Below are 15,605 nucleotides of genomic sequence, written 5' to 3'. Positions count from 1 at the left end.
TTATCATGGTGGAGTAGTTTATTAGCACATCTTGCTAAAATACCAATCCATTTATTCATAAATAAAACGATAGATTCATAACAGGTCATATCACGATTCCATCTTTAACACTATAATTATAGCGTTAAAGTTAAAAATATACAATATAAAATTTAAACTACGCATATGTGAGCTTGGAACTATCCATAATAACCCATATAAAGTGAAACTTTAATCAACCCTCACCAATCGGGATAAAACATAACAAGGAGTAAGCAAACAAATGGGGTCTTTTAATAAATGGATTCGTGGTGAAAAATCTTTTTCTACCCAAGAGCAAGCTGATCACACATTAAATAAATTTATCTCTTCTTCCCTTTCCCTTAATTTAAAGCACTTGTCCAAACTGTTTAGCGGTATTCCAGAATTAATAACACGCACTTTTCCATTAAAAAACGGACAGGAAGCTGCACTTATATATATGGAAGGACTTGTAGACAAAACTGTTATTAACGTAAACATCCTTCGTCCTCTCTTGTTTAAAGAGTGGAATGAAGACGATTTTTGGGAAGCCTCTGTTTCTATCGGAAATATTAAAAAAGTTCAACAGTGGACAGACATTGAACAATCTCTTTTACACGGCAAAAGTATTTTATTTATAAACGGGCAATTATCCGCTTTAGAGCTTGATACGCAAGCGGCACCAAAAAGGAGCATTGAAGAGCCTACAACAGAGAGCTCCATAAAAAGCTCACACGAAGGATTTAATGAAGTAGCGAGCGACAGCCTTGCACTTATTCGTCGATATATTCCAAATCGCGAATTGAAAGTAAAGGAATTCACTGTTGGTGAACGAGCTACTTCAAAAGTTTTTTTGCTGTACTTAGCAGACATTGCAAACGAAGATGTTGTACAAGAGATGGCCTGCCGCATCGAATCAATCAAAGTAGATGCCATTCTTACTACCGGAGAATTAGAAGGATTTGTTGAAGATAATTCCTATACTCTCTTTCCGCAATTATCAATAACTGAACGCCCTGACACAACAGCACATCATATTCTGGATGGGCGAATTGCTGTTGTTGTAGATCGTTCACCAGGCGTATTAATAGGACCAATGACTTTTTCAGCTTTTTTTCAGACGATAGATGATTACAGCTTCAGACCAATGATTCCATCTTTTATACGATTACTTCGTTTCACTGGATTATTTATTGCAATTTTTGCTCCTGCTCTTTATATTGCTATGATTTCCTTTCATTATGAAGTGATTCCCCTTAAATTATTGTTAACGATTGGAGAATCTCGAGCTAAAATTCCTTTTCCTCCTATATTAGAAGCACTTTTGATGGAATTAGTACTTGAAATGCTCCGCGAAGCTGCAGTTCGGCTTCCTGGACCCGTTGGACAAACCATTGGTGTCGTAGGAGGAATTGTTATTGGACAAGCTGCAGTTCAAGCAGGAATAGTAAGTAATGTTATGGTTATCGTCGTATCTATTACTGCAGTCGCTTCTTTCATCATCCCTAACCTAGAAATGTCTGCAGGAATTCGCCTTCTTCGATTCCCAATGATGATAATTGCCTCTTTATTTGGTGTCATTGGCATTATGGTTGGGATGGCAATCATTATTATTCATATACTTTCCATGGAATCTCTCGGTGTTCCTTATGGTAGTCCGTTTTCTCCGTTATTTGCTTCGGATTTAAAAGATATTCTTATACGTTTACCATGGAAAATAATGAAGAAACGCCCATTATCCCTTAACTTAAAACAAGAGAATCGACAAAGCGATATAGAAGGAACGGAGGAAGAGAAGTGACAAAGCGTGCAAAGAGGGAGATTAGTTTATTTCAATACATTTTAACGATTAGTGGTGTTCAAGTAGGATTCGGTGTCCTTACACTTCCTCGTGAAGTTGCACAAGGAGCAAATACAGATGGATGGATTTCTATTATTATTGGATGCGCTATCACTACTTTAGTCAGTCTATGTATTGTGAAAATCATGGAAAAAACACCCTGGGTATACTTTACTCGATGTGCTAACTCGTTATCTTGGGAAGTGGCTAGGAAGAGCAGGAATGATTTTTTGGATTTTATATGCTGTCCTTGCAGCTATTTCCTTAATTTTTTCCCTCTTATACGTTATTCACATTTGGATTTTACCTAGAACTCCAATGTTTTTAATTATGATTTTACTATCTATTCCCATGCTTATGCTCGCATGTAAAGGCGTTCTTATTATAAGTCGCTATGCTGTTTTCACTGTGTTTTTCACACTGTGGATGCCTTTGCTATTGTTTATCCCTCTTAAAGATGGGCATTGGATATACCTTCTCCCTCTCCTCAAAGAGGGCTGGATACCAGTTTTAAACACCGTAAAATCAACTATTATTGCATTTCTTGGATTTGAGTTTGCATTTATCCTTTATCCTTATTTGAATAACAAATCCTCTGCAAAAAAAGGGATTGTTATCGCAAATTTAATTACACTATTTCTCTATCTTCAAGTCACGTTCGTTTCTTTCGTTTATTTTAGTCCAGATGGTATAACAAAGTTTTTATGGCCCACCCTTTCTCTTGTTACATCATTTCACTTTTCATTTCTTGAACGGTTTGAAATTATCTTTTTATCTTTTTATCTCTTCATTATTTTTGATTCTTGCATTCCTTACATATTTACTGCTTCAGATGGAATCAATCAATTACTTAACAAAAAAGGGAGTTCCTTACCTATTTGGTTTTTATTATTCGGGTGTATTGTTGTCTTATTCTTTTATATCCCTTCCTCTTACCAAATAAGTGCTTTGCGAGACTTTTGGGGAACTGCCAGTTATTTTATCGTTTTTCTATTTCCAGTCGTATTTCTCTTATACATGACACTTTATCAGCATTGGAAAAGGAGAAGAGTTTAAATGAGGCGCTTTATTCATTTCACTATACTTTACTTTCTCATAACCTTTTTAACAGGCTGTGGAGATCGACTCGACTTAGAAAAACAATCGATTTCATTAATTTACGGCTTTGACGCAAAAGCAAAAGGAAAATTAATTGTGTACCACGTAAATCCTATTTTTAATGAAGACGTAGAAAAAAAGTACGAAACACATGAAGCGAAAGTACGTACACCTCGAGAAGCAAAAGCAACGTTTAATAGTTCAAGTGGCGGTTTAGTATCTACAGAAAAGTTACAGCTCATTTTATTTAGCACAAATTTTTTAAAACAAGAAGGGGCTATGCCTTACCTTGATGTTTGGTATCGTGATCCTAAAAACACTGGAAACATGCGTATGGTTGCAGTAGACGGTCCAATTTCTTCAGTTATATATAATAACTTTAAAGACAAGCCTGCCCTTCCCGAGTATTTAACAGATTTAATTAATACGAACAAACTGTACAATCGGACCGTTTTTACAACATTCCATGAATTTCACAGGCAAACGTTTAATAAAGGTATAACACCTGCTATTTCAGAAATAAAAAAAGGTAAAAAAGATGTTATCGTTACCGGTTCCGCGCTATTAACTTCTCGCGGAATTTATAAAATGTCATTAAATCGTTATGAAAGCGCCCTTCTTCTTTTGTTACAAAAGAAAGCGAATACACCGGTTTCGCTTACATTGAAAATCCCTTCTACTTCAGTTGAAAGTAATAGTGATTTAAAAGATACCGATGGCGGCGATTTCGTAACAATAAATGTTCTTAGCATGAATCGTGATATCCATACAGACTATAGCGATAACCGCTTCAAATTTAATGTTAAAATGAATTTAAAAATCGCTGTATCTGAACTTACATTCAATATGGATATAGACAAAGATAGAAAGAAATTAACTTCTCTTATTACAAAACAACTAAACAAAGATTTGAACGATTTAATCCACAACATTCAAAAACAGCAGCTTGATCCATTCGGATTTGGTGATTATGCGAGAGCGTTTCAATATGAAAAATGGAAAAGAGTTGAAGACGATTGGCCGAGTGCCTTTTCAAAAGCTAACGTAAAAGTAGCACCTACTATTAAAATTTTAGAAAATGGGATTATTAAATAGCAAAAACACGCTACTTGTTCTTATACGTTTAAAGAACAAGTAGCGTGTTATCATCTTTATTTTGAAGCTTCTTATACAGTTACACTTCTGTTTCTGGTTCTTCGTTTTCCACTTCTTCCAATCTTTGCTGCTCTGCAAGCTCAGCTGAAATCATTCCATAATAAATTTCTGGATACAATCCAAATATTTGATATACACTTCCTAAAAACGGCATCGGAATCCCTCTTTTCTAAAGTTGTATTGCCACTTTTAAGGATTCCCTTTTCATTCATTATACATTCGTTTTTGGCGTTTCTTCTTCATCATGAACGCTTAATAAATTTTGCCACTTTTTATAAGGCGCACTATTTGGATCTACATATCCTTTCGCGTACGAACGATCCCACAATTGTTTAATAAACATTTCTTTCTCTTTCTTGGCAACCATATCGGCACCTGTACCGTAATAGTTTTGGAAATATAACTCAATTTCATCAAGGAACAGTCTTAATAATTCATCAGAAGTTTCTTCTAACGTTGGATCATATTTCGCTTCACGGTCATACATTAAAATCATATCTAAAATATTATGGACATGCTCTTTACGTAGCCATCTAATATCTTGAGCACCTAATACAAATGGATGCGTATATAAATGTCCACCTTGTATCATCGCCTTTTCTTGTTCTTCTTCAAATCTGGACAAAATGTTTTCATAAATAAATGGGTTATGAAGCAATGCTCTGTGTAATTTATAACTTTCACTTGAAATATTTTTACCCATCGACTGAATTAAGAAGCTACGTCCAACACCGTTATATTGATACACGAACTGACCATCAACAGCAACTAAACTTATCCAGCGATACATATACGCGTATAGAAGAGCTCGATTACATTTATCATAATCTAACTTCGTTTGCGTTGCATTTAAGTCTGGCATGAATGCTGGTAAGTGCCAATACTTATCTAAATGCGGTGTTAAACTAGATTTTTTACTATTCAACTTGTTTACACGGCGATAGTACGACTGAAAATAATCACCTTTATCATTCATAAATCCATTTGCAATATGTCCAGACGAAAGCTTAGGAAAGTCTTGTAGTGATAAACCGTAATGTGCACGATAACAAATGACTTCAAATGGCGAGAAAGCTTCATTTACTGTATCTTTTTCTTTAAACATTTCTTGCATTAATTCCTCTTGCAGTTCTTTCTTTAAAGATGGATGTATACCCCAGTATTGTAATTCCCTATGATGAGAAACTTTCGGCACGAATGGACTTGCTAAATGGAACAAGTCTTCAATTTTTTCACGAACATATTCATCACGATCACGATTCTTATAATCTGCCTCTTTTCGTAATGCCTCAACGATATTCAGCTCTAATTTATCGCGATAGCGTATTTGTAATTCGTCATAGCAATAGCTTAGTATGTGCTCACGATAAAAGTCTTCTACCTTTTTCGATTGAATCTCTTCTGTTTTCGCATCCCGGCAATATTCCCCGTATAAGCTCATATAAATTTCTGCTGATATATCTTTCGGTAATACACCTAAATTTAAATGTTGTTGCATATCTTGCCATATCTTTTCTTGTAACTTCTCTTCCGCTAATACGTATACATTCGTTGGGTTTGTTTTCCCTTCAAATTCTTTGCTTCGTTTTTGAATTTCGAACAATAAATTTTCACGTGTTTCATGTAAATTATCAAAAAACCTTTCCCAATATTGAATCATTTTATTAACTGCTTGATATAGCGATTGATAAACGAGTTCTAATAGCATTTCTTTACGGTATTCGTTTAATTTGTGTACGTACTGCGTTACAATATCTTCAAATTCCTTTTTAAATAAACGCTGCTGATTATTAATCATTTTTCCGAACCAACCTTGTTGTTGCGCAATTTCTACTCGGCGTACAGCTGTTACCGTTCCATCAATGTTACTCACATTAAATTTCTTATCGTAGTTTTGAATTAAATTACGCTTTTGTTCATTATTTTCATGTAGTCGATTCATTTTTTCCACTAACTGCTTTCGAATTTCATACAACATAAAACGAGCTGCTACTGGATGAACTGGATCTGTTTTCTTTAAAAACCATGTATTTAATTGATATGACTGGCCTTCAGAACCACTCGGTGAAAAACGGTCTGATTCAATCATGTCATATAAAAGTGTCGTTACATGTTCATGTACACGGCTCGGAATCGCATACGCATATAAACGAACCGCATGATCGACCCTTGCTACTTCACCTTTCATTTGTTCCATCATTTTCAGTTTCGCAGCCGAAATTTTACACTCATGCTGCAGACGATTTAATTCCTCGTCTTTTTGTACCGTACGCTGTACATAGCTTTCTACAGCTTCTAAAAACAGTTTAGATTTCGCAACACCAACCTTACCGCCTTCTGCTCCTTCACGCGTTTCATTGTACATTTGTCTATAGAAAATATGAGCCTGCTCTGGACGAGTAGCAAGATGTTCTAAATCTTCTAAATAACTTTTCCCGCGCTCTGGCTTTTCACGCTGCATACCACGTTTTACATCTTGGTCATATCTATGCTTCTTCTCTTGAAACAATTGATCTAAATGAAGCCACGATTCATCTAAACCTTGCACGGCCCATTTTAAAGCACAATATTTTAACACATGCTCATATGGATAAATAATCTTTGCCGTTCCTGCTCCGCAATATCGTCCTTTCCCACTTGATTCTGCTAATTGCTGAATTTGATTATCTTCCTGTGCAAAATGATTTGCGGACATCGGACTAAATAACTGTAAATAAATCGTATTTGCCATTTGCTCCATATAATCTGATAAATTGTGCAGATGGTGTCCATGTAAATTTTCGTAATCATATAAGAAACAATAATTGTACGGTAAATGATGTTGTTTAATTGTATGATTCGTTCTTCCGTCTTCATCTACTTGATCCGGTCGATACTCTAATTCAATCGTAACCCCGCCGCGTTTTGATAACTCTCCAGTAGAGCCAAGCGTAATGGCATGTAATTCTTTTAACGAGGCATAGCCATTTGCTTGCACCGTTTCAAACTCTTTCGCACTAACCGTTCTCGTCTTCACTAACACATCTGGCATTAGAAATGCACCGCGTATTAAAATGTTGTGATGCTGCAGTTTTTTCCGAAGCATTTCACGTAAATATAATGCAATTTGTAGAAACATTCCTGAACCTGTTCCGCCCGCTAGTGATGTTACGATAATGACACGCACTCCATATTCTGTTTGATCGCTCGTAACTGGAAAAATCTTCTCAATTTCTTGCCAAAAGGACGTGAGTTTATCTTCTTTCATCGCAGCACGTAGCGCTAAACGGGAAATGACGCGTAACTGTCCTGCCCCTTCTGTCAGTGGTTTATCAAGTATAGTCGGGTCCATTGGAAACCATTCTGGAATCGTTGGATCTCCTGCAATATACTCCCTAGGCGTTTTGCTCGAACTCGTTTGCGTCTTAAACTTTCGAATATGATCAAATTTACTTAATGTATTCACATCTGTATCAAATACGTGCATTGCTACCTTTTTTCGACGCTCCTCAGGCAGTCTTTCATATATTTGATGTGTCACAGTACTACCGATTCCACCTAAACCAATTAATATCGTTGGAACTTGTAACGTCATGTGAACCACCTTCCTATTCTTGCTTGTTTGAAAAGAGGAGGGAAAGATAACATTCTCCTCTTCTCCCCACCTACTATTCACACTCGTATTTGTAAATCTCCTTACCATATCCTCTATCAATTACTAAAAGTTCATTTGGATATAGTGTCTTATGTTCCATTCCAACCTCATCCTCTGTTATAAACATCCCATCAATAATCATTCCTACTACTTGTGACTCTTTCGCTACAAATATCGATTTTGATCCTTTCTTCGCTATAAACGTAACGGATTGCACAGTCTTTCTTTCTGCCCTAAACGGAATACCAAAATAATGCTTCCACCATTTATTTTTCAGTAATTCTGGCTCAGATTGATATAACCAATCTTTCGCTACCTCTTGATCCCATTCGTAATACAATAGTGCTTTACGGTGAAATCTCGGACGGACAATCCATCCTAAAACGATTATTCCTACTATTAACAGTAATAAAGTGATAGGAATAACAAACTTAAAAATAAGCGCATACTTTTCATAAAACGGTGCATCTTGAATGTGGAGTTTTATGTTTTTCTTTACTTCTTGTAACTTTGAATCCTGCACTACGATGGTAGCTTCTACGGTGCCGGTATCTGTAAAATTGAACGTGTCGGAGTAATGAGGTCGAGGATAAATATAAATTTGATTACCATGTTGTTTTATTTCATAGTTGATGGATTGTTTAGATGTGACACCAGTAGATTTTAATAGTTTTTTTACAGCCTCTTCTGTCATCGGCTTATCATCTAACTGTGGTTGTATAATAAATGGTTTACTACTCTCTAAATTCGTTACTTTTTCTTCATAATCTTTCGTGACAGTTCGAAGAGATAATTCAGGCTTTTTCGTTGTTTCGATTTTAAATTCTTTCGTCTGTCTGTAAAATCCTTTTATGTTCATATGAACTTTCCCGCGTACTAATCCTTTAGTAAGCTTCGTTTCGTAATAAAATACATGTCTTTTATCGTCCCACTTCATCGCATATTGCTTTCCGCCTATTTCTACTTCTGCCTGAAAGTAAGAAGACTGAACTGGCAACTCAGTAGGTTTTGCTTCAATAACAGCTGTCACACCTTCATACATTTCCTCAACATTTTTTCTATCCTTATCCTCTTTGTCATAAGTAGAAACAGTATAATTAAGCGCCGGTTCGACTAGTACTTGTAACCCTTCTTTCTCAATATCTCGATCCACTTCTATCGTATACGTTCCTGGTTTAATAACTTCTTCATTTTCCGTACTGATATGAACTATATTTCCGAACAATTTCGCTTCACCTGGTGCATGTATGGAAAAAGAAGATTGTAATTGTAATGGTTTAGAAATTTGTGTGACCTGATAATTAGACAAAGAAGGCGATTGTCGCACAAGCGTCATACGTTTTAACGGAAATGGTGTTGTAATCTCTACTTTCTTTCCTACCACTTTCGTTTTCACAATCGATTCAACAGAGGAGAACGGATCACGATTTGCAACTAATGCCGCCACTTGATTGACGCTTTTTACAATACCATCCTCTCCACTAGATGGCATCGTAACTCCATTTATCTCTTTTTTCCATATTTCTTTAAACGTATTTAGTTGTGCCTTTTCTTGCTGTCCTAAATCCTCTTCCATCGTAATTAAAATTGGATGTAACGATATCTTTTTTGCATCCATTTCTTTCTTAAACTGTGCTAACTTTTGTGTAATTTGTTCTTTTCCGCCAATCTTATCTTTCTCTAAATCATTAAATGCCCCGTCAGTTAAGACAATAAGCCAAAATTCACGTTTCCCATCTATATCTGCTTCCTTTTTTATAGATTGCATCGCCGTTTCTACTGCGCTAAACGGAGTATTTAAATACGTTTTCCACGCTCCAATTCCCTCAATTTCCGTTTGTCTCTTATCCTTCGTTAACGAAATGTTTAATGGATCATTCGGCTTGCTCATTGGAACGTAAGAAAATTTATCTTTTTCATCTAATAGCGCAACTAAACTTTGCAAAGCATAATTGGCATATTTCCAGCGATCGTTATTTCTCATGCTGCCCGAATCATCATATACAAGTGAAACGACCCTTTCCTTTGCCTCCTCTCCTTTTGCAAAAGTCCAAAAAGGATGTAACCATATAAATAGAAACAACATGAATGTGGCACAAATTCGAATTTTCATGATGAGGCTTCGCCACCTTTGTAGACAAATTCCTATGTTTAAATTTATGAGAGGATACAAGATATATGACTTGTATTTTAGGACAACTAGCGCAGCATAACTTTATTATGTAAACAGTTATAAAAGCTGAATATGATTCCTTCTAGCGTTTTCTATCCAATACTATAAGTAAAAAAGCCTGTTTAAGCTCTACACTTAAAACAGACTTTTCCTACTTTTTATTTTAAAAACACATAACAAAAAGTTTGATTTATTGCTTCACATACACTTCAACAATCGGATTATCTTTATGATCCGCATGCAAGCGTATATTCTCCTCACTTGTACTATATATGCTAGCTAATAACATAATTGTTAACACGTTAGGAGTTTTTGCATCACTCCCATATTTCCTTTCCAGTGCTTCCTTATATTCAAAATCCAAATCCCCTTGCACATATGTATACACTTCAAAACCGTCTTCTAAATTGCAAACTACTGTATCAATAATATCTGCCCCTACTTGTTTCTTTATTTCCTCTCGCAATGCTTCAATAAACTCTTCCCATGATACTTCGTATGTCTGAAACTGATCTGTAGATTTCATGCCTTTTCCTCCTTATATATCCTCTTCCTATATTTCCCCTTTCCTATAACAATTATGATAGATAGGGCATTCGTACAAGCCGCACTTGTCCCCTTTACATATCGTATTACTGTAATGCGGAAGGAGAAGAAACATGCATAGACAAAAATGTTATGATACGTGCCGACGTTATTTCGGTAAAGTTGTTCGAATTGAAGACATTGATGGTCGTATTCATTTAGGTAAAATAATCGATGTGACAAAAGATTCCGTATGGATTGAGCCCATGCAACAGCATTCATCTTTTGATACAGGATTCGGATACTATGACGCATATGCAAATGGTGGCTGTGACCTTTGCGGTGGCCTTAGTAGATGTGACAGCTGTGGGTTCGGTTGCGGCGGTGGATTCAGTGGTTGCGGTTGTGGTGGTCGAGGTTGTGGTAATTGTGATGGCGGCGGTTGTGGCTGGGGCGGCGGTTGCGGCTGGGGTGTTGAACTCGGATTTGGTTTTATCTTCGGAATTACATTAGCTGCATTATTTTTCATTTAATATAAGTAAAGAGTTGACTATTTTTAGCCAACTCTTTTTCTTCATTTTTCACATATAAAAATACGATGCCCTAAAATGTGTTGGTACATAAGCCTTATATTTTCATGTTGCACCCATGCCTCATATAACTCATTCGGAATAAATTGTGATACATTCCATTCCGGCTCTTCTATATAAGCAGTGATTGTTTCTGCAATTGTACCACCGCCAGCAATAGTAACCCGCTTAAAATTTGCTTTCTGAAATAATTGTACCCACTCACTCTCAGTTAATAGCTCTTTCATCCCGTATAATTGAGCGATTTTCTCTTCCTCACCCTTACCAATATGCCTATCAATAATCATTTCAATGACAACAAGCTTACCGTCTTTCTGTAGTACACGATAGCACTCCGAAATAAGCCTTTCTTTCTCTGTAAAAGCAAGTATCGATTCTCCGAGTACCAATTCAAATGAGTTATTCAAACACGGTAAATTCTCTACATTTTCTTCAATTAATTGTATATCTAATCCTTCAAACGACCATCTATCTTTCGCCTTTTGAATCATAATTTCATTCTTTTCCACCGCTGTTACTTTATATCCAAAATTTTTTGCCATATATGCTGCGGTTTTTCCCGTGCCGCAACCTATCTCAAGAACATTCGCTCCATGTCTAAAAGGAAGTTGGGCTAACAGTTGTTTTGTTAACGTAAAACCACCAGGATGAGCACTCCCTATTCCGTAATAAGCCAGGAAATCGATGTAAGTATTTCGTTCCATAAAATTCTCCTTTAAATTTTCTATAATACATATATTCACCCATCAATAAATAGTGCACATAAAAAAGCATTTCCAAGTGCAATACCGCAACTTGAAAATGCTCTTATCTTTTTTATTTCTCTTCTACATACGCCCATTTGAAACTATATTCCGGACTAATATTATGTTTCACGATTCCCTTTATATTTGGTTTCATTACATATGATCTAGCATTTTGATATAATGGTACAAGCGCTACATCGTCTTCAAGTAATATTTTTTCAGCCTTCCCTAACTCTGTCCAACGTTTTTTTGCATCAGCCATCCATTCTGTCTTACTTTTATTAATAATGTCATCATATTTTGAATTTGAGTAGCTCATCTGGTTTTGCGAATTTTTTGTTTCAAACATATCAAGATATGTCATTGGATCCGCATAATCTGGATTCCAGCCACCATATGAAAAATCATAATCTTGGTCTGATTCTAATTTTAGTTTTTGCTTAAATGGTTGCAGTTTAATATTTACTGTCACGCCTTTTAGGTTTTTTTCAACTTGATCTTTTACATACTCCCCAACTTTTTTCGCATTACCAGTATCATAATTTAATAACTCTATCGTCACTTGATCTTTTCCTAGTTCTTTTTTCGCTTCTTCCCAGGCTGCCGCTGCCTTTTTGGAGTCTTGTTTTAAACCATTCTTGAACGTTTCTGCAAAATCTTTACCGTCTGGTCCACTCGCTAAACCTTTTGGTACTAAGTAATCCACTGGTTTTGAACCATCATTTAAAATAACATTCGTTAAAGCTTTCTTATCAATAGATAATGCAATTGCTTCACGTAGTTTTTTGCTCTTTAATGGTGTATCTTGCCCACCACGTTTTTGATTTAAACGTAAGTAAAACGTACTTGTTTCCGAATATGCGCCAAACTCTTCTTTATTATTTCTATACTTATCAACAAATTCACCTGATAGAAGCGCGAAGTCAATTGCACCTGTATCATATAAATTCACTCGAGTAGCCCCTTCTTTTACTACACTATAGTTAATTTCATCTAATTTTACAGTCTTTTTGTCCCAATACTGATCATTTTTCTTTAATTTCCAGCCTTGCTCATGTTTCCAATCAGTAAGCACAAATGGACCATTATAAAGCGTTGTATCAGACTCTAAACCAAATTTATTTCCTTTTTCCTTTACAAACTTTTCATTTAATGGATAGTATGAAGCAAATGCCATTAAATTCAAGAAATATGGTACAGGTCTTTCTAGTTCTACTTCAAGCGTATAATCATCTACCGCTTTTACACCTAATGTCGAAACTTCTGCTTTTCCTTGATTTATCGCTTCTGCATTTTTAAGATAGTATGCAATAAATGCATACTCAGCAGCTGTTTTTGGATCTACTAGACGTTGCCATGCAAATACGAAATCTTTCGCTGTTACAGGATCACCGTTTGACCATTTTGCATCTTTCCGTAATTTAAATGTATATTTTTTACCATCCTCGCTTTTTGTGCTAGATTCCGCTACAGCTGGGATTGGCTTATTATCTTTATCAAGGCGATATAAACCTTCCATTGTATTCCCTAAAATTTGTGAACCAAGTGTATCTGTATTTTTGGAAGTATCCATCGTCGGAATTTCATTCGTTTCTGTACGATTTAACACTTGCTTTGCCGCATATTTAATATCAGATTTCTTCTCTTCCCCACCATTATTAGACGTTGTAGTCGTTTTTTTCTCCCCACCAGAAGATCCAGAACATGCTGTTAAAGCCATACTCATCGCTAAAACTGGCGCTACAACCGACGTAAACTTTTTCATCTTTTTCTTCATTTTTGTACCCTCCCCAATTTATATGTACGAAACTAACTTTGAGAGATTTTTCTATGAACTTAGTTATTAATACCTTTTCACTAATTAACATCCTGTTAATTATCCTCATTTTTGAAGTTTCACTTATTTTATTTTTATAGTAACTAAGTATTTTACTATTACTACTATACGAATTCTCCCCCATCTACTATATGTCAGTACCACTTTTCTTATTCTTCTCTATTTAATTTAATAGAAAAAGAGCGTGTTAAAGGTAATTATCTTTTAACACGCTCCTTTTTATTATTTCCCTTCCGTTACATAAGCCCACTTAAAGCTATACTCTGGACTAATGTTATGTTTCACAATGCCTTTTACATTCGGTTTCATTACATATGCTCTACCTGTTTGATATAAAGGTACCATTCCTGCATCTTCTTCAAGTAATAATTTTTCTGCTTTCCCTAACGTTTCCCAACGCTTCTTCGCATCAGACATTAATTCATTCCCTGCTTTTTTCACCATTTCATCATATTTTGGATTCGAATAACTCATTTGGTTATATGGGCTCTTCGATTCGAACATATCAATAAATGTCATTGGATCCGCATAGTCCGGACTCCAACCAGCAAATGAAATTTCATAATCTTGTGCCGATTCTAATTTTAGTTTTTGTTTGAACGGCTGAATTTTCGTATTAACCGTTACACCTTTTAAGTTTTTCTCAATTTGATCTTTAAAGTAGTCAGCAATTTTTTTCGCTGTTCCATCATCATAGCTTAGTAATTCAATTGTAACTTGATCTTTACCAAGCTCTTTTTTCGCTTCTTCCCAAGCTGCTGCACCTTTTTTCGGGTTATATTTCAGACCATTTTTAAATGTATCTTGGTAATCTTTACCATCAGGTCCTGTCGCAAGCCCTTTTGGAACCAATTGATCTGTTGCTTTTGAACCGTTATTTAAAATAACGTTTGCTAAACCTTTTTTATCAATTGATAATGCGATTGCTTCCCGTAGTTTTTTACTCTTTAACGGTGTGTCTTGTCCATTACGTTTTTGATTTAAACGTAAGAAGAATGTACTTGCTTCTGAGTACTCACCATACTCTTCTTTGTTCGATTTATATTTATCAACAAATTCTCCTGATAATAGTGTGAAATCAATTGATCCTGTATCATATAAGTTTACTTTCGTCGCAACTTCTTTTACTACACTATAGTTAATTTCTTCTAATTTCACAGTCTTCTTATCCCAATACTTATCATTTTTCTTTAGCTGCCATCCTTGTTCATGTTTCCATGAAGCCATAACGAACGGTCCGTTATACAACGTTGTATCTGCTTCTAAACCGAATTTATCTCCTTTTTCTTTTACGAACTTTTCATTTAAAGGATAGTACGATGGGAATGCCATTAAATTCAAGAAATACGGCACCGGTTTTTCTAATTCTACTTCTAGCGTATAATCATCTACCGCTTTTGCCCCTAAATCTGTTAGTGGCTTTTCACCTTTATTAATTGCCTCTGCGTTTTTAATATAGTAAGCAATAAATGCGTATTCTGACGCTGTATTTTTATCCAGTAAGCGCTGCCATGCAAATACGAAATCTTTCGCTGTTACTGGATCACCATTTGACCATTTTGCATCTTTCCGTAATTTAAATGTATATTTTTTGCCATCCTCGCTCTTCGTACTAGATTCCGCTGCAGCTGGGATTGGCTTATTATCTTTATCAAGACGATATAATCCTTCCATTGTATTCCCTAAAATTTGTGACCCTAACGTATCAGTAGATTTAGACGTATCCATCGTCGGAATTTCTTGATTCTCTGTACGATTTAACACTTGTTTCGCTGCGTATTTAATTTCAGATTTTTTCTCTTCCCCACCACCACTAGACGTCGTAGTTGTTTTCTTCTCCCCACCAGATCCAGAACACGCTGTCAACGCCATACTCATCGCTAAAACTGGCGCTACAACCGCCGTGAACTTTTTCATCTTTTTCTTCATTTTTATACCCTCCCCAATTATATGTACGAAACTCATTTTGAGAGATTTTCTAATAATTAGTTATCAGAAAATTCTTAT

Annotated in this window: 10 protein-coding genes and 1 pseudogene; 4 read left to right on the top strand and 7 right to left on the bottom strand. The window is 35.7% G+C overall.

Annotation, left to right across the window (positions count from 1 at the left end; genetic code table 11):
- Positions 1-262: 262 nt before the first annotated feature.
- The 3 genes and pseudogenes from gerSA (at position 263) to gerSC (ending at position 4,033) form a co-directional block, all read left to right on the top strand.
- Positions 263-1,801: a spore germination protein GerSA gene (gerSA, locus tag PDQ68_RS17125; RefSeq protein WP_061183407.1), complete on the top strand. Its 1,539-nt coding sequence runs from the start codon at positions 263-265 to the stop codon at positions 1,799-1,801.
- A pseudogene (locus tag PDQ68_RS17120) lies at positions 1,798-2,896 on the top strand (endospore germination permease). Before gerSA ends, PDQ68_RS17120 begins: the two are co-directional and overlap by 4 nt.
- On the top strand, positions 2,897-4,033 hold the full coding sequence (gerSC, locus tag PDQ68_RS17115) for a spore germination protein GerSC (protein WP_001252220.1): 1,137 nt from the start codon (positions 2,897-2,899) through the stop codon (positions 4,031-4,033).
- Positions 4,034-4,112: 79 nt separating this feature from the next.
- Here gerSC and PDQ68_RS17110 read toward each other — a convergent pair whose 3' ends face one another.
- The 4 genes from PDQ68_RS17110 to PDQ68_RS17095 all read right to left on the bottom strand — a co-directional run bounded on the left by PDQ68_RS17110 (position 4,113) and on the right by PDQ68_RS17095 (position 10,426).
- On the bottom strand, positions 4,113-4,247 hold the full coding sequence (locus PDQ68_RS17110; RefSeq protein ID WP_001116176.1) for a hypothetical protein: 135 nt from the start codon (positions 4,245-4,247) through the stop codon (positions 4,113-4,115).
- A 57-nt stretch (positions 4,248-4,304) separates the two neighbouring features.
- On the bottom strand, positions 4,305-7,667 hold the full coding sequence (locus PDQ68_RS17105) for a tubulin-like doman-containing protein (RefSeq protein ID WP_000175139.1): 3,363 nt from the start codon (positions 7,665-7,667) through the stop codon (positions 4,305-4,307).
- Between the two features lie 73 nt (positions 7,668-7,740).
- Complete coding sequence (locus PDQ68_RS17100) at positions 7,741-9,840, bottom strand: vWA domain-containing protein (RefSeq protein ID WP_000702086.1); 2,100 nt, start codon at positions 9,838-9,840, stop codon at positions 7,741-7,743.
- A 250-nt stretch (positions 9,841-10,090) separates the two neighbouring features.
- Positions 10,091-10,426 (bottom strand): hypothetical protein, encoded by a 336-nt coding sequence (locus PDQ68_RS17095; RefSeq protein WP_062821455.1) that lies wholly within the window; start codon positions 10,424-10,426, stop codon positions 10,091-10,093.
- Between the two features lie 133 nt (positions 10,427-10,559).
- Between PDQ68_RS17095 and PDQ68_RS17090 the strand changes: the two genes are divergently transcribed.
- Positions 10,560-10,958, top strand: a complete 399-nt coding sequence (locus PDQ68_RS17090) for a hypothetical protein (protein ID WP_000554981.1) — start codon at positions 10,560-10,562, stop codon at positions 10,956-10,958.
- Between the two features lie 41 nt (positions 10,959-10,999).
- On the opposite strand, the gene PDQ68_RS17085 is transcribed toward PDQ68_RS17090, so the two are convergent.
- From PDQ68_RS17085 to PDQ68_RS17075, 3 genes are all read right to left on the bottom strand, one after another.
- Positions 11,000-11,719, bottom strand: coding sequence for a class I SAM-dependent methyltransferase (locus PDQ68_RS17085; RefSeq protein ID WP_061183404.1), 720 nt, complete (start codon positions 11,717-11,719; stop codon positions 11,000-11,002).
- Positions 11,720-11,831: 112 nt separating this feature from the next.
- Positions 11,832-13,538 carry a peptide ABC transporter substrate-binding protein gene (locus tag PDQ68_RS17080; RefSeq protein WP_000728487.1) on the bottom strand — a complete coding sequence of 569 codons (1,707 nt, stop codon included), beginning with the start codon at positions 13,536-13,538 and terminating at the stop codon, positions 11,832-11,834.
- 282 nt (positions 13,539-13,820) lie between these two features.
- Positions 13,821-15,527, bottom strand: a complete 1,707-nt coding sequence (locus tag PDQ68_RS17075) for a peptide ABC transporter substrate-binding protein (RefSeq protein WP_000728459.1) — start codon at positions 15,525-15,527, stop codon at positions 13,821-13,823.
- Positions 15,528-15,605: the final 78 nt, after the last annotated feature.

Source organism: Bacillus cereus group sp. Bc010, assembly GCF_027716745.1.
GTDB classification, from domain to species: Bacteria; Bacillota; Bacilli; order Bacillales; family Bacillaceae_G; genus Bacillus_A; species Bacillus_A pacificus.
This window is presented reverse-complemented; position numbering and strand designations above follow the sequence as displayed.